Origin of the sequence: Pedobacter chitinilyticus (assembly GCF_003313385.1) — a bacterium.
In the GTDB taxonomy this organism is placed as follows: domain Bacteria; phylum Bacteroidota; class Bacteroidia; order Sphingobacteriales; family Sphingobacteriaceae; genus Pedobacter; species Pedobacter chitinilyticus.
The window spans coordinates 684,531-704,659 of record NZ_QMHN01000001.1 but is presented as its reverse complement, the minus strand read 5'-3'; the positions used below and the strand labels follow the sequence as shown (position 1 = coordinate 704,659).

General features: G+C 38.4%; 17 protein-coding genes. 7 read left to right on the top strand and 10 right to left on the bottom strand.

Features of this window, described 5'->3' with window-relative positions:
- Window positions 1–39: 39 nt before the first annotated feature.
- The 3 genes from DUT70_RS02925 to DUT70_RS02915 form a co-directional block, all read right to left on the bottom strand.
- The gene (locus DUT70_RS02925; RefSeq protein ID WP_113645797.1) at window positions 40–1,533 is read right to left on the bottom strand and encodes a RagB/SusD family nutrient uptake outer membrane protein; all 1,494 of its coding nucleotides are present in this window, start codon (window positions 1,531–1,533) and stop codon (window positions 40–42) included.
- A gap of 18 nt (window positions 1,534–1,551) precedes the next feature.
- Entirely contained in the window at window positions 1,552–4,779 is a 3,228-nt protein-coding gene (locus tag DUT70_RS02920; RefSeq protein WP_113645796.1) for a SusC/RagA family TonB-linked outer membrane protein, read from the bottom strand.
- A 103-nt stretch (window positions 4,780–4,882) separates the two neighbouring features.
- On the bottom strand, window positions 4,883–5,326 hold the full coding sequence (locus DUT70_RS02915; protein ID WP_205529719.1) for a PaaI family thioesterase: 444 nt from the start codon (window positions 5,324–5,326) through the stop codon (window positions 4,883–4,885).
- Between the two features lie 28 nt (window positions 5,327–5,354).
- Here DUT70_RS02915 and DUT70_RS02910 point away from each other — a divergent pair, with 28 nt between their 5' ends.
- The 4 genes from DUT70_RS02910 to purE all read left to right on the top strand — a co-directional run bounded on the left by DUT70_RS02910 (window position 5,355) and on the right by purE (window position 8,645).
- A complete protein-coding gene (locus DUT70_RS02910) occupies window positions 5,355–5,756 on the top strand; it encodes an OsmC family protein (protein WP_113645795.1) in 402 nt (133 codons plus the stop codon).
- 35 nt (window positions 5,757–5,791) lie between these two features.
- Window positions 5,792–6,685 carry a DMT family transporter gene (locus DUT70_RS02905; protein ID WP_113645794.1) on the top strand — a complete coding sequence of 298 codons (894 nt, stop codon included), beginning with the start codon at window positions 5,792–5,794 and terminating at the stop codon, window positions 6,683–6,685.
- A 260-nt stretch (window positions 6,686–6,945) separates the two neighbouring features.
- Window positions 6,946–8,085 carry a 5-(carboxyamino)imidazole ribonucleotide synthase gene (locus tag DUT70_RS02900; protein WP_113645793.1) on the top strand — a complete coding sequence of 380 codons (1,140 nt, stop codon included), beginning with the start codon at window positions 6,946–6,948 and terminating at the stop codon, window positions 8,083–8,085.
- Between the two features lie 77 nt (window positions 8,086–8,162).
- Window positions 8,163–8,645 (top strand): 5-(carboxyamino)imidazole ribonucleotide mutase, encoded by a 483-nt coding sequence (purE, locus tag DUT70_RS02895; protein ID WP_113645792.1) that lies wholly within the window; start codon window positions 8,163–8,165, stop codon window positions 8,643–8,645.
- A 100-nt stretch (window positions 8,646–8,745) separates the two neighbouring features.
- On the opposite strand, the gene DUT70_RS02890 is transcribed toward purE, so the two are convergent.
- The gene (locus DUT70_RS02890) at window positions 8,746–9,309 is read right to left on the bottom strand and encodes a YqgE/AlgH family protein (protein WP_113645791.1); all 564 of its coding nucleotides are present in this window, start codon (window positions 9,307–9,309) and stop codon (window positions 8,746–8,748) included.
- A gap of 115 nt (window positions 9,310–9,424) precedes the next feature.
- On the opposite strand from DUT70_RS02890, the gene pdxH reads away from it, so the two are divergent.
- From pdxH to DUT70_RS02875, 3 genes are all read left to right on the top strand, one after another.
- Window positions 9,425–10,075, top strand: coding sequence for a pyridoxamine 5'-phosphate oxidase (gene pdxH, locus DUT70_RS02885; RefSeq protein WP_113645790.1), 651 nt, complete (start codon window positions 9,425–9,427; stop codon window positions 10,073–10,075).
- An 87-nt stretch (window positions 10,076–10,162) separates the two neighbouring features.
- On the top strand, window positions 10,163–11,626 hold the full coding sequence (locus DUT70_RS02880) for a peptide MFS transporter (protein ID WP_113645789.1): 1,464 nt from the start codon (window positions 10,163–10,165) through the stop codon (window positions 11,624–11,626).
- Window positions 11,627–11,736: 110 nt separating this feature from the next.
- Complete coding sequence (locus tag DUT70_RS02875; RefSeq protein ID WP_113645788.1) at window positions 11,737–12,462, top strand: polyprenol monophosphomannose synthase; 726 nt, start codon at window positions 11,737–11,739, stop codon at window positions 12,460–12,462.
- Window positions 12,463–12,572: 110 nt separating this feature from the next.
- Here DUT70_RS02875 and DUT70_RS02870 read toward each other — a convergent pair whose 3' ends face one another.
- The 6 genes from DUT70_RS02870 to DUT70_RS02840 all read right to left on the bottom strand — a co-directional run bounded on the left by DUT70_RS02870 (window position 12,573) and on the right by DUT70_RS02840 (window position 20,098).
- Window positions 12,573–13,082 (bottom strand): YdeI/OmpD-associated family protein, encoded by a 510-nt coding sequence (locus DUT70_RS02870; RefSeq protein WP_113645787.1) that lies wholly within the window; start codon window positions 13,080–13,082, stop codon window positions 12,573–12,575.
- A gap of 334 nt (window positions 13,083–13,416) precedes the next feature.
- The gene (locus DUT70_RS02865) at window positions 13,417–15,942 is read right to left on the bottom strand and encodes a T9SS type A sorting domain-containing protein (protein WP_113645786.1); all 2,526 of its coding nucleotides are present in this window, start codon (window positions 15,940–15,942) and stop codon (window positions 13,417–13,419) included.
- 79 nt (window positions 15,943–16,021) lie between these two features.
- Window positions 16,022–17,038, bottom strand: a complete 1,017-nt coding sequence (locus DUT70_RS02860) for a helix-turn-helix domain-containing protein (RefSeq protein ID WP_113645785.1) — start codon at window positions 17,036–17,038, stop codon at window positions 16,022–16,024.
- Between the two features lie 33 nt (window positions 17,039–17,071).
- The gene (locus DUT70_RS02855) at window positions 17,072–17,932 is read right to left on the bottom strand and encodes a TIGR02757 family protein (RefSeq protein WP_113645784.1); all 861 of its coding nucleotides are present in this window, start codon (window positions 17,930–17,932) and stop codon (window positions 17,072–17,074) included.
- An 81-nt stretch (window positions 17,933–18,013) separates the two neighbouring features.
- On the bottom strand, window positions 18,014–19,153 hold the full coding sequence (locus DUT70_RS02850; protein WP_113645783.1) for a cystathionine gamma-synthase: 1,140 nt from the start codon (window positions 19,151–19,153) through the stop codon (window positions 18,014–18,016).
- A 249-nt stretch (window positions 19,154–19,402) separates the two neighbouring features.
- The gene (locus DUT70_RS02840; RefSeq protein ID WP_113645781.1) at window positions 19,403–20,098 is read right to left on the bottom strand and encodes a hypothetical protein; all 696 of its coding nucleotides are present in this window, start codon (window positions 20,096–20,098) and stop codon (window positions 19,403–19,405) included.
- Window positions 20,099–20,129 lie beyond the last annotated feature (31 nt).

Here is a 20,129-nt window from a genome sequence, read left to right as displayed (position 1 = left end):
CGCATCGTTATGATGCGGCTTTCTTTTTATTCAGGAAAGCTAGTTATATCCTGGATTTTGTTGTGTCTTTATTTGTGGATTTGCATTGATTTCCGATTGAGGGATAGGTAGTATTGCTTTGAAAAAAGTTCTATCAATCGTTTTAGGTCTTAATGTAGCTGGAATGGACAGTGCTCCAAACTCATCATTATAGGTAATCGACTTTCCTGTTCTTAACATATCAAAATATCTATGTCCTTCACCATAAAGTTCCTTTCTCTTTTCTTCCAAAATCATATCTTGGGTAATGCTTAGAGTGGTGGCTGGAACCAAAGATGGATTCCGTCCACGGATAAGATTAAGATAATTTACCGCTTTCATCGGATTTGCAGTAAGCGCCGCTTCCGCCGCAATTAGGTATACCTCTGAAAGACGGATTACCTTGATGTTTACTGCGGTACTGTTAGCAGTACTTTTATCTCCAGCCATGGTTGAAGTTGTGGCATTGCCATTAGGAATACTTCCAGAGTACTTGTAAACAGCTCCTAATCTAGTAGCTGAACTTTCATCTCTACCCATGATTCCTCTTCTGATATCGGTATTTCCACTTTGATTTAAGCTCGTTAAAAAGTCGGTGCTAGCGTAGAAAAAACCTAACGCCGATGTTGTCCCTACATTTCTATTACGTTGATAAACACCTAAAGATGCTGTTCCCAGATCATTTTCAAGTGGATTAATGTTCAGTTCAAAGATTGATTCCGAACCATATTGACTTTTCCACGAATCTACCCAATTGGTATTGTTATACAAAGTGTAAAGTGAGGTTGCTCCTATTACTTCATCAGCCGCTAAAAGGGCATCAGGTTTATTGTCCATATTCAAATAAACTCTAGCTAATATGGCCTTATTTGCATAGTAGTTGATATAACCATTTTGTTTGGTCTTCGGCAATAATGGAGCAGAATCAATTAAATCTTTCACGATTTGAGTATAGACTTGTTCTACCGAAGCCCTCAAAGGTTTAGCGTCAAAGCCCAATTTACTTAAAACCAGAGGAACACCGTAAGATGTTTTATCTAAAGTATAAGCCTTACCGTAGATACGTACCAAATCGAAATACATCAGAGCTCTTGCTGTTAAGGCCTGCCCTTTAAAGCTGTTAAATCCAGTTATCCCTTTAGCTTCCGCTTTCGCAATTTCTTCTAAAAGGTAATTGCACTGCAATATACAATAGTAAATCTGAGACCAAAAACTTGAATAGCTATTGGTATTTGGATTATGGTTAAACGTATAAAATGCATCTAGTCCACGTCCTTGAGAATATACGGCGGCATCCCCTCCCTTCGCTTCACCATACATAATAAAGTTTCGACCATAATAAGAAGAACTGGTCATTTGGTTCATGATACCATTGATCACGATTTGCGCATCACGAGGGGTTTGAATAGCCTTAGTTGCGTCGGCTGAATTGCTCGGCGTAACGTCTAAGAACTTTTTACATGAGGATAAGCCTATGACAAGCAGCCCCAACAATAATATTTTATTTATTTTCATTTCTAAAATCCTTATACATTAAAAACTAAATTCTAAACCAAAAGTATAGGTCTTTCCAAATGGCGTTTCCCAACCTCTAGTACTGTAGGTACCTACTTCTGGGTCTGCTTCTTTATATTTAGAAAAGGTCAATAGATTTGTTCCATTGAAGTAAATCCTAGCATTGGAAGCACCTAGTTTTGAGACTAAATTTTTAGGTAGGCGGTAAGCTAAAACCACATTTTTCAACCTTAAAAAAGTTGCGCTATGTAATTGGCGAGTGCTATATTGCATTGGATCAGTTAAATCGTTACCATCAAGTTTTGGTAAAGAACCATTAGTATTACTTGGTGTCCACATATTCTCGTAGGTGCTTTTTGCTCTGATACGTTCCCAATAATAACCATCGTCAGCTACATCTTTATAGGCACCATCGTAAATTTGACCTCCTATCTTATAATTGAAGACTAGCCCCAAAGTAATTCCTCTATATTCGAAATCAGTGTTGAAGCCACCAATTACATCAGGAGTGCCATCACCAATAATTTTACGGTTGGCCTTATTATAATCAAGCGTAGCTCCTCTACCGTTATAAATAAAATCACCAGCAGATGGGTCTGAGCCATTTACGTACCAAACATTTTTACCTGTGGTTGGCTGCACTCCTGCCCATTCAAAACCATAGAAACTAAGTAATGATCTGCCCTCTGTGTACAAGAATTGCGCTCTAGCATCACCGCCAGTTGGATCATTCCAAATAATGTCATTACCAATAGCTACTCCTTCGGGTCTATATAGTCTAGTTACCTTAGAATTGATAAAAGATGCATTTATACCCGCATTCCATTTGAATTGATCATTGCTGATGATACTTGCACTTAATTCTATCTCCATACCGCGGTTATTCACTTCGCCAATATTGCGGAGATTTTCGGAAAATCCCGTAGTCATAGAAACAGGTACGGCTAATAATAGGCTTTTGGTATCTTTGTTGAAATACTCCACTGTACCAGTAAAACGCTTAAATATTCCAAATTCTAAAGCGATGTTCGTAGATTGACTTGATTCCCAAGTAAGTTCTGGATTATAAAGTGAAGCGTATAAACCAGCTGGCTGACCTAAATATTTGTTTGAGTATGAGGTAAGCTCTCTCCATTCAAAATTGTTGTTAGGTAAAGTACCGTTTGTACCGTATGATGCTCTAACTCTTAAATTATCAACAAATTTAAGTTTCTTTACGAAATCTTCACTGCTTAATATCCAAGATCCAGCTATTGACCAAAAGTTTGACCAGCGATTGGCAGTTCCAAGTTTAGAAGAGCCATCTCTTCTGAATGAGCTTGAAAAGAAATATTTTTGGTTATAATTATATTCCAAACGTGAAAGACCAGATACAATGGCATTGCCCCAATTATAGGCTGTTGATGAAACTGTACCAGCAGTAGAAACACTTTGTAGTTCACTATTTCCCAAATCTTGGCCGGTAGCACGTTGATAGTCGGTTAAATTTTTCTCCGCCTCAAAACCTACTAATAGGCCCAAACTATGTGAACCAAATTGCTTGTTGAAATTAGCCGTTGATGATGAAACCCACTTGTTATAATTAGTGGTCATTTCGTTCACGCTACCATTGCTTGCTTGTCCATTATAATGAATAGCGCTGTAGTAAAGGTGGTCAGACACCTGAGAGTTATCATAGGAAAAAACTGTCTTTAATGTTAATTCGGGTAGTACGTTAGCTTGTAAATATGAATTAGCAATAATTCTTTTGGTTAATGATTGATTATCCCATTGTTTATCATAATAAATATTGTTTTGTGCCAAACTAACATACCTAGCAGTAAATGGCTGGCCTGTTTTATAATCGGTAGGCCAATAGAATGGCCATAACAGATTCCTGGTCTGCATATAACTATTGGAACTCGTGTTTCTAGTATCATTGTAACCACTTTGAACTGATCTGGCAAAGTTTACATTAGAACCAACTTCAATGATTTTACCAATTTTTTGGCTTAAGTTAATACGGCCAGAGAAACGGTCAAAATCATTAACTCTCACTCTTCCTTGATCTTTTGTATATGAAAATGAAGAATAATATTTTGTATTATCATCACCCCCGCTTACGGCCAAATCATTGGTTTGATATTTCGCAGTTCTGAACAAGGCATTTTCCCAATCGTAATACTTTCCATCGCGATTTTCCACACCATCAGTTTTTCCTTTAATGATAACATTTTCATACATACCAGTTCCTTGTGTTGAAAATTCGTAACCATGCATGCCAAATCCATAAGCTGTTGTAGCAGTACCATATGACGATCCTGGTGTCCAGTTTCTGGAATTCAATCGCATCAACGTCTGTTCGTTAGCTTGCTGAGGAGTCCTTCCCGCACTAATACGAGAATCATAAAGTATGCTGTATAACATATTGATCTGCTCCTGAGGACTAGCGGCTTCATAATTATCTGTTGCCCAAGATGGGGTTAAACCTAATGAAGTTCGAAACTCTATTTTAGGTTTACCAGTTTTCCCCCTTTTGGTATTGATAATGACTACACCGTTGGCAGCTCTTGAGCCATAAAGTGAAGAAGCGGCAGCATCTTTCAAAATCGTAATGCTTTCAATGTCTGCAGGATTAATGGTGTTCATAATGTTGTTGCTAGAATAAGTGTAATCACTTAATTGGCCTGAGCCACCAGATATTACCGGAACTCCGTCTATTACATATAGAGGTTCATTTGAAGCATTGATGGAGCCAGTTCCACGGATACGAATGCTTGGCGTTGCACCTGCCTGACCTGATGAATTGGTTACTTGTACGCCAGGCATCCTACCCGCTAAGGCATTTTGAAATGAGGTAGTCGGCATTTCTTTAATGTCATCTGCTTTAACTACAGAAGCCGAACCAGTAAACGTACTTCTCTTAGCAGTACCATAGGCCACAACCATCACTTCGTCCAGTTGTTGGTTGCTTGAAGAGAGACCTACATTAATTGTTACTTGGTTACCTACAGTAACTTCTTTAGTGGCATAGCCGATATAACTAAAGACTAAAACTGAATTATTTGATGGAACATTGATGGTAAAAGTACCATCGTTGTTGGTTGCTACAGTATTACCGGTTTGTCCCTTTACCGAAACACTCACACCTGGAATTCCCATTCCATCAGAGGCGTCTGTCACCTTACCTCTTACGCTTTTTTGAGCGTAAGAAAATAGCGCAAACAGTAGCAAACCCAACAAGGTTAGCGTAAACTTTTTGTTCATGGTTTGTTTTGTTAGTTGATGATTAGTTGATTGTCAACTGAATATACGCACAATTACGCAAACATCATTACAAACCTTTATTTTTTGTTAAATTTTTTAAAAACTACCCAACATTTAACATATTCGAATATCCTCTCGCAATTAATCGATTTTTAGAAGGAAGAAATACCTCACATTGCAAATTAATGATCGTCCTTCCCTGCTTTACAATGCTTGTTTTTGCGGTAATTACATCGCCCTCTTTAGCAGGGGCAAAATAATCGATATTGTTGTTCACCGTCGTAAACGCATGAGCTAAACCCAACGTAAAAACCGTCGCTCCAATAAGATCATCAATAATGCCAGCAGTAATACCACCATGTAAAATACCGTACGGGTTGGTCATCTCCTGTCTAACCACATAACTACAATGTAAACTTCCCTTCTCGGCGGTAATAACTGTTGGCTTTAACCAGTTCATAAAGTTGGAAGGCGAGTTTTGCACCTCCTTCCCAATAAAAGATTGAAAAATTTTTAATCTATCGTTAGCGTGGTTTTGTTGTTCCATTTCATAAATTTAGGCAAAAAATAGAAACATGAGTAAAAAGCAAATTACCGCAGTAGTAGAATTAGACAAATCAAGATACAAGACCAAAGTTTTTGCAGATGGACATTTTATTTATGCAGATGAACCAGAGGAATTGGGAGGTACAGATGAAGGAATGGCCCCAGGAGCATTACTATTAGCCAGCCTAGGCAGCTGCACAGCCATTACCATACGCATGTATGCCGACAGAAAACAATTTCCTTTAGAAACCATTACCGTCAATTTGGCCATATGCGCCGAAGAAGAAATGGATAAGGGAACCGTAATAGAAAGGGAAATTAAATTTACTGGAGATTTGGATGAAGACCAGATCAAACGTTTAATGATCATTGCCGACAAATGCCCTATTCATAAAATATTGAGTAATCCCATAAGAATTTTGACGAAGTAAACCATTCTAAAGTACACCCTTTTAATAAACTTTTTGTGAGCTCCAATAAGCCCCTCCTCAATTTCCTTTCGGGAATTACCTTTGTAACCCTTTGGTCATCTGCATCCTCCGCCACAAAAATTGGATTAACAGCCGTACAACCACTCGTTTTATCCATTCCTCGTTTTATTTTGGCGGCTGCCTTAATGCTGGGCATATCCCATTTGTTAATGCGCAAGCCTATTCCTAAAGACAAAAAACTTTGGAAGCAAATCATCATTTACGGTTTTTTCAATGTGGGTTTGTACCTGGGCTTATATGTGGTGGCCATGCAAGAAGTGTCCGCAGGATTAGGCTCCTTATTTATCGCCATTAATCCAGTACTAATTATGCTGATAAGTACCATTTGGTACAGACAACCAATTAGACCAGTAACCCTATTGAGTTTTGCATTATGTATGTCGGGAATGGTTTTGGCCGCCTATCCCCTTTTACATGGCAGCCACGCCAGTATTTTAGGTTTGGCTTTATTGTTGCTTTGCAACATCTCCTATTCTGTGGGGGCCATTTACTTTGCCAAACAACATTGGAAAGACACCCCTATTTTAACAATTAACGGATGGCAGACCCTGGTAGGCTGTATCTGCTTATTACCTTTTGCGATATACTATTATCAATCCGATGCCAATGTTTTTAATGGTGCCTTTCTAGGTTCAGTAGTTTGGTTAGCTATTCCAGCTTCTATTATTGCCTCGCTAATTTGGATGATGCTACTAAAGGACAATCCCACAAAAGCTTCTGCCTGGCTTTTTTTGTGCCCTGTTGCAGGCTTTGCCATTGCAGCAACATTAATGGGCGAACCACTTACAATTTACACGTTGGCAGGCGTAGTATTAGTAATTGCAGGCCTATACATGGTACAACGCATGAAAAGTGAGCAAACCCAATAAACCCCGTCACACTAACCACTAACAACTAACAACTAACAACTAGCCACTAAGTAAGTTCCCAAGCAAACCGAGCCCTAGCAAGCTCACCGAAAGTAATCTATTTCAGCATCAGCTAGCTACCCCATAAAACATAATCAAATTCACTAATCATCACATTATCCAATCCCTATATCCAAACTCCCAAACCCCAACCTAATATGCAATTTGCCCAAAGCATATACTTATTTTTGCTATTTTTGTGCAAATTCAAGCGATAAATAATGGCAAAACAAATTAGCGAGTTAAAACTAGGTATTTTAGGCGGCGGACAATTGGGCAGAATGTTGATTCAAGAAGCGATTAATTACAATTTGACCACTTTAGTGCTCGACCCAGACGCTGACGCACCATGTAAACACATCGCTAATTATTTCGAAAACGGTTCCATTACCGACTACGATACCGTTTATAATTTTGGTAAAAAGGCCGACATTATTACCATTGAAATTGAAAAGGTAAACGTAGAAGCTTTAGAGCAACTGGAAAAAGAAGGTAAAAAAGTTTTCCCTCAATCACGTGTCATCCGACTAATACAAGATAAAGGCATACAAAAGCAGTTCTTTAAGGAAAATGATATTCCTACTGCCCCTTTTATGCTAGTAAACTCTAAGGATGATCTAACTAATGGCAAGTTCCCATTCCCTTACATCTTAAAACTCCGCAAAGACGGCTACGATGGCAAAGGCGTAATGAAAATAAACGACGCCAGCGATGTAGAAAATGCCTTTCAAGCACCTACCTTAATTGAAGAGTTGGTTCATTTTGAAAAAGAAATAGCAGTTATTGTTGCTCGTAATGCCAATGGAGACGTAAAAACTTTCCCAATGGTTGAAATGGAATTTAATCCCGAAGCCAATTTGGTGGAATTCCTGATCTCGCCTTCTACCTACCCTGAAAGCATACAAGAAAGAGCCGAAAAAATTGCCAAGGACATCGCTGCAGCATTAAATATCACGGGTATTCTAGCAGTGGAGATGTTCATTACCAAACATGGTGATATTTTGGTGAATGAGTTAGCCCCACGTCCACACAACAGCGGCCACCAAACCATCGAAGGCAACTACGTTTCACAATTCGGACAACATTTAAGAGCAATCTTCAATTTGCCTCTGGGCGATACCCGTTCTATTTCAAATGCCATTATGGTAAATGTATTGGGCGAAAAAGGTCACGATGGCGTGGCCAAATACGATGGATTAGAGAAAATTTTATCCATAGATGGTGTATATGTGCATTTATACGGTAAAAAATACACTAAGCCTTTCCGCAAAATGGGTCACCTAACCATTATCGACCAAAACCGCGAAAAAGCAATCGAAAAAGCCAGATTTGTACAACAAACCTTAAAAGTAATTTCTTAAACAGATTGAGTATGAGTACCAGGAAATCCAGTTACTTGATACTCAAATCTTGATACTCATAAAAACAATATAAAAAAATGAAAGTTGGTATTATCATGGGCAGCAAGTCTGACCTACCAGTGATGCAAGATGCAGCAGATATTTGCAAAGCCTTTGGTGTTGATTTTGAAATTACGGTAGTTTCTGCCCACAGAACACCCGACAGAATGTTTCACTATGCTAAAGAAGCAGCAAGCCGTGGCATTAAAGTAATTATTGCTGGTGCTGGCGGTGCGGCACATTTGCCTGGCATGGTGGCTTCCATTACTACAGTTCCTGTCATTGGCGTTCCCGTAAAATCATCCAACTCTATTGATGGCTGGGACAGTATCCTTTCCATTTTACAAATGCCAAATGGTATTCCAGTAGCTACTGTAGCTTTAAATGCGGCTAAAAATGCAGGTTTATTAGCGGTACAAATCTTATCGACAGCAAAACCAGAATTAGCGGAAAAAATGCAGGCCTACAAAGATGATCTAAGACAAAAAGTAGAAGAAACTGCCGCTGAAATGGAAGGCTAATCCCAAGTTGGGTAGTTAATTCCGTGAATTGTAAAGAAAAGAGACTTGGAAGTCTGGAAGGTAAACTTTCGGACTTTCGGACTAATAACTAACGACTTTTTTAATTCAAATTAGGATCTGCGGGAAAATTGCTCACATGAGCATATTTAGGACCTAAATTAATAATAACTTCTTTCCACAACTCCTCTTCATTATGAGAAAAAACAGTGTCCTGATGGTACTGATCTGAAACAATCCAAGTATTAGTGGCAATCTCCTCTTCCAACTGACAATTGCTCCAACCCGAATAACCAAGGAAAAACTTCACTTCATCCTCCTGTATACTGTTGTTATTTACCAAAATTTTAAGCGTCTCAAAATCTCCACCCCAATACAAACCAGGCATAATTTCCTCGCCACTATCCATTTTATCAAAACAGCGATGGATGAAATGAACCGTATCCACCTCCACTGGCCCACCAATAAACACCTGAAAATCTGCCATCCATAAATCAGGAATCAGATCCTTTACCAGTAAATTACTCGGTTGGTTCAAAATAAAACCTACAGAGCCCTCCTCATTATATTCCGTCAATAAAACCACCGAGCGCTTAAAGTTTGGATCGGCCAAAAAAGGCTCCGAAATCAACAATCTTCCTACCGATGGTGCTAACAAGCTTAACATATTGGTAAAATAACAAAAAATATTCGCAAGTATCCAAATATGATTATGCGCACAGTAGGTATATTTCTACTTAAATATTAAAAACTTTATCATTAACAAAAGCTATTTTTGCTCCATGAAGGTCAGTAAAGAAATGATACAAAACTTAAGGCAAGACTATAAAGCTGCCGAGTTAAGTGAACAAGATGTAGTTAAAAATCCGATAGCACAGTTCGAAAAATGGTTTGAAGATGCGGTGAAGGCCGAAATTTTTGAGCCTAACGTCATGACACTCGCTACAGTAGATAAAAGTGCACGACCGAATGCCAGAATTGTATTATTAAAAGGTTTTGATAATGATGGCTTTAGCTTTTACACCAATTACCTTAGCCAAAAAGGTAAAGAAATAAAGAAAAACCCTTACGCCTGTTTAGTTTTCTTTTGGGGCGAACTAGAACGACAAGTGAGAATTGAAGGCAAAATTGAAAAATTAGACAAAGAAACCTCCGAGCAATATTTCAACTCCCGTCCACAAGGAAGCCAAATTGGCGCAATTGCATCACCACAAAGCCAAGTAATTCCAAATAGAGATGTTCTAGAACAAAAAGTAGAAGAACTAACCCAACAATACGAAGGAAAAACAATTCCAAAACCAGCACATTGGGGCGGTTACATTGTAAAACCTACCGCAATTGAGTTTTGGCAAGGACGGTCAAATCGCCTACACGACAGAATTAAATACACTTTCAATAACGGAAGCTGGAAAATCGAACGTCTAGCACCTTAAAATAGAAAGTCAAAAGTTTAAAGTCAAAATTCAAAAGTACTAAGTACATATTGCTAAATTCCAAAAAACCAAACAACCAAATAACTAATGAACCAAGCAAAACACCCTAAACAGCTCTATCTCCTATTCTTCACCGAAATGTGGGAGCGTTTCTCGTTCTATGGTATGAAAGCCCTGCTTTTAGCTTACATGGTGACCCAATTGAAATTTGATGAGCCAAAAGGTTATGCTATTTTAGGGGCTTACTCAGCTTTGGTTTACACCATGCCAATGTTTGGCGGGATGCTTGCCGACAAATTTTTAGGCTATCGCAGAGCCATTATTTTTGGCGGCGTAATGATGGCCATTGGACACATTGTACTCGCTATTCCGCAAGATTGGAGCTTCTTTTATGGCATGGCTTTCATTATTTGCGGAAATGGTTTCTTTAAACCTAACGTGTCAAGCTTGGTAGGTACTTTGTACGATAATAACGACCCAAAAAAAGACAGTGCATTCTCTTTGTTCTACATGGGCATTAACATTGGCGCCGCATTAGGTGGTTTACTTTGTGGCTATGTAGGGCAAAAAATAAACTGGCATTTTGGTTTTGGCTTGGCGGGTATTTTTATGGTACTGGGCTTAATCATTTTTATCTTAGGAAAAGCATCTCTTAAAGAAAAAGGGTTACCCATCACCAACGATTTAAACAAAAAAATAGCAGGAATTATCAAAGTAGAGCATGCCATTTACCTGCTTACTTTACTTGCTTTACCCTTAATTGTGACGCTTTTTAACTACTATGAAGCACTCGACAGTATCATGTTGGTTCTTGCGGTAATATCAGTCACTTATATCCTTTACCTATCCTCAAAACTAGAGAAAGAGGCTAAATTTAAGTTACTTTCTGCTTTAACCTTAGTCGTGGTTTCTACTTTATTTTGGGCTTTTTACGAGCAAAATGCAGGCTCATTAAACCTATTTGCCATGCGGAATGTAGACATGCATGTTTTTGGGATGGAACTACCCGCACTTTCCGTAAACAATTTTCTACCACCAGCATGGGTAATCATCATGAGTTTAATTTTTGCCGCCTTATGGCCTTGGTTAAACAAACGAGGATTAGAACCCTCTACCCCAGCTAAATTTGCACTTTCTTTCATCTTTGTAGCACTAGGCTTTTTCACCTTCTATCTAGCCTGTCAAGCCAGCTTAGGCAATGGATTAATTCCGTTACTTGCCTTTGTGGGTGGATATTTCTTTATCATCTGTGGTGAAATGTGTATTTCTCCAGTAGGTTTATCCATGATTACCAAGCTTTCTCCAGTCAACATTGTAGGCTTAATGATGGGAATTTTCTTCTTTTTCACCGCCATTGGCGAATTTTTAGCAGGTAAAATTGGAGCCTTAATGGCCATTCCTAAACACGTGATTGAAGCAAATAACCCGGTGCTTTCTTTACCTTATTATGCCAACGTATTACTTCAAATTTCCATCTACTCAGCAGGCATCGGTTTGTTTATCTTCTTACTGGTTCCAATATTGAAAAAATGGATGGGCAACATTAGATAGTTTAACACAATTTAACGAAACAACTCAGCATAAACATCGCTGTAAATTCATTACTTTCGCAGAACAAAAAATTGCAAACCGTAAACCGTCCATCTAAAATCTAAAATTAATTGTCCGACAGCCTAGTCATAATCCCCACTTACAACGAAAAAGAGAACATCGAAAAGATCATTCGCAAGGTTTTCTCTTTGCCTTATCATTTCGAAATCCTGATCATTGACGACGGTTCTCCTGATGGTACCGCGCAAATAGTAAAGGACTTGCAAGAGGAATTTCCGATGCTCCATATCGAAGAACGCAAAGGAAAACTTGGATTAGGTACCGCTTACATCCACGGATTTAAATGGGCTTTAGAAAGGAAATACGAATATATTTTCGAAATGGATGCCGATTTCTCTCACAACCCCGATGACTTAGTGAAACTACGTGAAGCTTGTGTAAATGGTGCCGATTTAGCAATTGGCTCCAGATATGTGAAAGGCGTAAATGTAGTGAACTGGCCAATGGGAAGAGTATTGATGTCTTATTTTGCCTCGATGTACGTACGTATCATTACGGGCATTAACATACAAGATGCCACCGCAGGTTTTAAGTGCTACCGAAGAAAAGTATTAGAAACCATTCCGATGGAGAAAATCAAGTTTGTAGGTTATGCCTTTCAAATTGAGATGAAATTCACAGCGATCAAATACGGTTTCAATGTAGTAGAAGTTCCCATTATCTTCACAGACAGAACCGAAGGAACCTCCAAAATGAGTACCCGTATTTTCCGCGAAGCCTTTTTAGGCGTAATCCAAATGAAGGTAAATAGCTGGTTCAGAAATTATAATAGGTAGTTGCCCTCACCCGTCATGCTGAATTTATTTCAGCATCAGCTAACCATAACTTTCATTAGCTATTTGGGCATCATCAAATTAGCTAATTATCCAATCATCAAATCATCAAATTACTTCTCCCGCTTATTACTCCTCAACATCAACCCAAAATCCTGCTTTTTAGCCATAGCATCTACAATCATAACCAAGCGTTTAGTTCTGGTCACTTCTGTTTTTGCCGTATTTAACCAGTTAATAAAATAATTTTGATGTGCCTTGGTATACGAAAGAAAATGCTCAAGTAAACCATCTTCTTGAGCAAGGCAAACTTCCAAATCTTCAGGCATCTCTATTTTGAAATCTACATCGTGTTCCAAGGAAAGGCTAACCATATTCCCCTCCTCCTTTCGCAACTGTTTACGCAGCTTTGCATCAAGCGCTAAAATAAAATCGCCGCCACCCATTGGGATTAAACTTTTACCATCAATAGCCACTTGGTCTATATGACCACGAACCCGCATTCCTCTTCGGTCATTAGGTTTAATCTGATGCGCAATTTCTTCGGGAACAAAAACATAGCTCCAACCCGTTTTTTCACCGTTTTTCTCAAACCTTTCTATTTCGGCATTAAAATTTACCATATTTAAAGATAAGAACTAGTTCCAAAATAAGTCGACTAAGCGTGTCGAAAGCTTCGTAAATAAGCACAAAAGAACCTTAAAAGCCACAAAATACGCGCCGAAGCATGCCGGTTTCTACATGTTTCAAGTAGGTTTAGAGTAGGGCTTAAGTAGGGATAGTGTACTAAGAGAGTACTATATTATGCATGCATAACAATTGAAGGACTTATTTTCTCCCACTAATTAGCGGACTAAAAAGATTAATAATCAAAACTCATACAAAGAACAATCCACAAAAAAAGCCTACCACATACGGCAGGCTTAAATCAAGAGCACTTAAGATGAATTAAAATTTTTATCTCTTGATAATTTTTTGGGCAGCTATTTCACTCCCTTCCAATTTAACAAAGTAAATACCATTAGGATAAACACTTAAATCTATGGCAATTGAGGTTGCATTAGATTTAATCAATAGCCTCTGCAATATTTTACCGTTAAAATCCGCCAGTACTAATCGCTGATAAATTTGAGCTGGGAAACTGAGTGCAACAATATCTTGCGTTGGATTTGGATAAGCAAAAATACGCATTTCATTGACCGAGAAGTTTAAATCTCTAATGCCCAGGTCATGCTGATCTCCTTGATCATCCATTTGATAAAGCTGATAATAATTAACGCCATTCAAAGGCTTGTGATCTACGTATTGGTAGGCATTCACCTGATCGCTATTACCAGCCCCTTTAACCTCCGCAATTTTAACGAAAGACCTGCCATCAGTAGAACGATAAATATGATAGCCAGCATTTTTACGCTCTGTGGCTGTATTCCATTCCAATAATGCACCCTTTGCGATAGCTTTTACATTGAAGCTAATTAAACTTACTGGCAAAGGATTCTCAATAATTTGCACCTGCCGCGTGCTTACAACCGCTTCATAATTCGCGTTCCCATTTTGATGGGCAGTTATCGTGACCCAACCAATAGCCGTAGCTTTTAGCTTCCATTGGCCATCCACATCTTGATAAACGCTAGCAACCTGATCATCGCTACTGCTAAAAGAAATAGGCAAACCTGCCGATGAGGTAGCCTGTAGGGCATAGTCGGCCTCACCAACTTTTAACACTGGAATAGCAGCAAAATTAAGACTTGGGCTAGCCTTTGAAATTTGCAGTTGAAGACGTTGCGAAACAGGCAGATAATACTCTGTTTCTGGAATACGAACTTCTAATGCAGTACTACCCACTTTAACAGCCTTAATCCAAGGAATTTCTGAAAAATCAATATACGGATCCTGATAATCATCTAATAAATCAAATTCAATATCTTGAAAACTGATGTCAGAATTAGTTTCCAAAGTAAAAAGCCTTCTTTCTCCATATTTGGCAGTCACAACATCACTCGCTTGATAAGCCGTTCCATCTATTTTAAGCACTAAATTAGCCGTTAACTTTGCCACATTTACTGGAAACACTGTACTATCGGCTTTAAACACTTCTGTCGAGGACTGTACAGCATTGATGAGCGTAAAGCCAGGTTTTAAGATCGTTACACTATTTCCAGATAATTCAATAACATCATCCTCAAATAACTTTTTAAAAATAAAAGTGCCACCGCTATTACTGACCGGATCAGACAGCTGAAAACTAGCATCACCGTATGTTTTACGAACCATAGGATAACTTTGAAAAGTTGGCTTGACACCCTCAAACTCATAAGCGCCCAAATCAGGAGCCTGGCCTAAAATCCGAATATTACTAGCCAAATCCTTTTTTAATGAAACAGGAAGCATAGCCACATCACCTTTGCCCATAGCTGGACTTCCATTTGCAAGACGGAAATCTTGTGCGGCTTCTGAAATAAATACTGGATTTAAGTTATAAATCTTGTTTACCTCATCATCATCATTAAATCCTCCAGAAATAATATTATCTCTTATAACAAAGCCTGAACTATTCTCATTGACGATTTGTCCATTCGGCGTATTGTTCCAAACAATACTGTTTCGTAAAAATCCAGCAGGCGAATTTTGGTTATAGATCGCCGCACCACGTCCGGCATCAGCCGCTACATTATTAACAAAGGTACAATGAAGGATATCTGACGAGCTATTAGCAGTGTTTAAAATAGCACCGCCATAATTCGCCTTATTTTCGTAGAACAAGCAGTTAGTAATTTTTACATGGCTACCAGTGGTATTATAAATCCCCGCACCGTCATATGATGCAAAGTTTTTAGTGAAGATACAATTTCTGATTTCTGCAAAGCTGTTCTCATTATAAATGGCAGGTCCTTTTTTGTCATCCATTTCACCAGAAAATCCAAGACCATTTGAACAACCAGACACAAAAGTAAACCCATCTACCAGTGTTTGATGATCCACATCCTTTAAATAGAGAATATGCAAGCTATTATCATAATTTTCAGAGTAGTTCTGCTGATCATTTTGGGCCAAATCTCCTGACAAAATAGTTTGATGAAGCGTTAAGTTCCTGTCATCAACCGAAGTCTCGGTCCCCGCAAACCCACCAATGAGTTTAACCCCAGAAGGAAGTTTAAAAAAAGAAAACTTGTTTCCCGTGTTAGACGGGAAATAGGTACCTTCAGCTACCCATATTTGCTTAATATTTTGATCAAAATTCGCTTGATCAATGGCGATATATAACTCTTTGATAGCCGTAGTCCAACTTTCACCAGACAAGTCTGTATTAGTGGTATTTTTATTGACAAATAAAATACCGTCCTGATTGGGACCAATTCTTTTAATGGCATTGAAAGGTCTATCTCCTAAAATAGACGGCTTACTTTTAGAGTGAACAGTATTCAAACAAAAAAGAATAGTTAAAAAGAGGAAGATAAATTTGAGATTGTAGAAATGCTTCATACACAAGTTTTTTCAGCAAAACTATCGGGTTAATGATAGTTAATATGCTCAAAAAGCACTCATATATGCGCAAATTCACTTAGTTCTTCAGGCTCTTCACCTCACCTGGCAGTATTTTATAAGCCTTTTTAAATGCCCTACCAAAATTAGCAGAGCTCTTAAAGTTCAATTCATTGGCAATATGTTTTACTTGAATACCTTTCTGCAATTGCTCAAAAGCATAACGCATCTGCACATCTCTAAAATAATCAAAAGCAGAATGGCCCATTTGTCTTGTAAAATGCCTACGCATCGATGCGACACTCATATTTCCGATATAGGCTAAAGCCGCCAGCCCTGGGAATCCATTTTTAAAATTTCGGTTTATATGCAACTTTATTTTTTCAATACCATCAAATTCATGGTTGATTGGAGGACTATTCAGTACCGAATTTGGATCAGCTACGATACTAAAAAAATCGGCAATAAGCGTAAGGGATAACTTACGAACAACCAACGGATAAACAGGCGAACGCTGTGCTTGTGTTAGCAATCGATCCAATTCATCGAAAGTATCTTTATAAAAACTATCACTGAAATAGGCCAAACCCTCCATCTTCTTATCAATCACCTTTAAAAAGGTCGCTTCTGGATCTACGCCCGAAAAATCAATGCCCTTGGACAGCCAATCTTTGGTAAAGCAAAATATAAAAGCCCTAACGCCAGCCTCTTTCTCAAATAAAGTTTTATAATCAAACTCATTATTGTAAAAACTGCAAATACGCGGTAGTGACATGGTTTTTGCCTGTAGCGGATCATTATCTTTTGCAGGTACTTTATTCACCCCACCTCTGATGAGCTGGTAGGATAAGCAGTAATATTCAATGCTCCTATCACCAAACAGCGCTATTTCGGTAGCCTCCTGAGCGGTCATGTCTACCACAAACAAATAACATCCCTCCTCTATTTTTTCATACTGAAAAGTAGTTTTAAGTTGGGAGCTATCGGCCACTAAAACCTGCCTTTTATCATCATGTACAACCGTCGGAATATTACTTGCTGCAGCAATAAATTTTTCTGGGTAGGTCATTTGCCATGAAGAAAGCGGTGTAGCCATAATTGAAGGATTAGTTTACCAGTTGTAAATTTATTATAAATGTCCCTCAACCCCTAATCCAAACAAAGCAAAATCATACTTTACTGGATCTTGTTCATCAAATGCTTTTAATTTTTGGGTGAGCTCAACCGCCGTTAGCCAATCTGTTTGCTTACGTTCAATTAACCCTAAATGCCTAGCCACACGTTCTACATGTACATCACACGGACATATCAAATCTGCGGAACGTAAGGTGTTCCAAATGCCAAAATCAACCCCACAATCGTCTTTTCTTACCATCCAACGAAGAAACATATTCAAGCGCTTACAAGTTGATTTTTGCAAGGGCGAAGAAATATGTTTAATCGTTCTTCGCGGAAAATCTGGCAGACTAAAAAAATAAGAACGGAAATGGTTTAAAGCTTTTTCTATGGTAAAATCGGCAATGACCAAATCGGAAGTATAACAGGTAGAAGAAGTCAATTCGTACCCTGAATCGATTTCTTCAACACTCAAATAATCTGTCCTATAAATTAAAGACTTTGGAATAAAAGCGGTTTCTAAAGAGTTCGATTGCTGATAATGCTGTTGAAAGAACGCCACAAAGTAAAGTAAATCGGTATCGTTAAAAGTACGATGCTTAAAACCAAGCAAACCTTTCAAATCCTCGTCAGAATGATGAAGCATGAACTGATAAGGCTGATGATCCATTCGAGCCAACAATTCGTTGCATTTATTGATAATGGTTTTTCGTTGGCCCCAAGCTAAAATTGCCGCGAAAAAAGCGGCAATTTCAATGTCTTGTTTTAACGTGTATTGATGCGGAACACTAATCGGGTCATTCTCAATGAAATTTGGTCGATTGTATTGCGCTACTTTAGCATTAAGAAAATCTTTAATATCTGCAATTTGCATACTTTGGTTAATTGTAGATTTGTTGAGTTGGTTAACTGATCCGACATCGATTAACCAATTATACCGTTAAACGATTAAACCTTAAGCAAGTGCCTGTTCCAAATCCGCCAATAAATCATCAATATCTTCAACACCAATGCTGAAACGCAATAAATTATCGGTTACCCCTACCTTTTCACGCGCTTCTTTTGGAATGGAACCATGCGTCATACTTACTGGATGATTCACTAAACTTTCTACACCACCCAAAGATTCCGCTAACGAAAACACTTTAAAACGTGAAGCAATACGGAAAGTTTCTTGCAAATCAGCATCCTTTAAAGTAACCGAAACCATACCTCCAAAACCACGCATTTGTTTTTTGGCAATGTCGTGATTAGGATGTTCTTCAAAACCTGGCCAGTAAATTTTATCAATTTTAGGATGGTTTTTCAAGAAATGAGCGACCTTTTCTCCGTTTTCACAATGCGCTTTCATACGCAAGTGCAAAGTTTTAATCCCTCTTAACACTAAGAAAGCATCTTGAGGTCCTGGCGTAGCGCCACAAGCATTGTAAATGAAGAACAAATCTTTGTACAACTGCTCATTGTTGGTCAATAAAGCACCCATAACCACATCAGAGTGGCCTCCAATATATTTCGTTACCGAATGCATCACCACATCAGCACCCAAGTCAATAGGGTTTTGCAAATAAGGCGAAGCAAAAGTATTATCAACCGCTAAAAGGATGTTATGAGCCTTAGTAATTTTGGCCACCCCTTCAATATCAATAATACGCATCGTTGGATTGGTAGGCGTTTCTATCCAAACCAATTTAGTTTTGTCATTAATATAAGGCGTAATATTTTCTGGATTCGATAAATCCAAGAAATGAAACTTGATACCGTAGTTTTGATAAACCTTGGTAAAAATACGATAAGAACCACCGTACAAATCGTCACCAGTAATCACCTCATCGCCAGGTTTCAACAACCTTAACAAAGTATCCGTAGCACCCATTCCACTACTAAAAGCCAAACCAAATTGACAATTTTCCAATGCTGCCAAACAATCTTCAAGCGCCTTACGGGTGGGGTTAGTACCTCTGGAGTACTCGTATCCCTTGTGCTCCCCAGGTGATGCCTGCCAATAAGTTGAAGTTTGATAAATCGGGGTCATTACCGCACCAGTAGTTGGATCAGGATGCTGACCAGCATGTATCGCTTTAGTTGCAAATTTCATTTCGATATTTTTTTTATAACTACATAACACATCACTTAGTTCTACCTATGTGTCTATGTGGTTCAATTTAATGATAAAACTATTATTCTGTTGCACTTCAGATTTAAACAACCTATTGTTTGCTCCTCCTGCAGAGTAACATTATCCTATATGCCTATGTGGTTAGTTTAATGATAAAACTATTATTCTGTTGCACCTCTGACAAATAGCCTATAAATTGCTGTGCTATGTGTCTATGTGGTTAAATTATTATAAACTATTATTTTGTTGCACTTCAGATTTAAACATATAGCCCAAACGCTTTCCTGTTGGATAACCACTTGCCGCTAAAGTTGTTTGCTTTTGGTGCAGCGTAATATCCTTAACCGTAGCATAAGGTGGTAATTGCAAATCAGTTTCTATACAATCTAGCACCGCTAACTCCAAGATATGCGTCAACACCTCTTCATTAATTTCAGTTTCGCTAAAAGCCTCATATAAAAACCCCAATTGCCCCTCACCTTCCACAATGAAACGCTTCTCTTTATTGATCAGAATCCTGGCAATCAAAGTACCCTCATCAGCTAACCGATTATACTTAATCGAATCGGCCAAAAAGTTATGGATGTAAATAACTCCGCAATAACTCAAGCTCGGATTAGCTTTCACATAGCTAGTCGAATAAATGCGATGCCCCTCCTCAAAATTGAAGATGTTACTATGCATGGACAACAACAACATATCCCCAGAAAACTTAAGTTCCGCTTCAAACTGATGAGCATCCTTATAAGTCACCTCTACCGAAGGATCTTTTACAGTATAATCTTGATATAATCTAGACGCTAATTTTGAAAGTGACTTCTTGGCAATGGCAAAAACATCAACGGTGTTTCTGTAAATGGCTTGCTTTAAAGAAGCCTTGCTTTCTAATTTCTCGAGGATCAGTTGGTAATTGGTCGTTTCCATGACGGATTTTTTTTTTAGCGTTTGGTTGTAT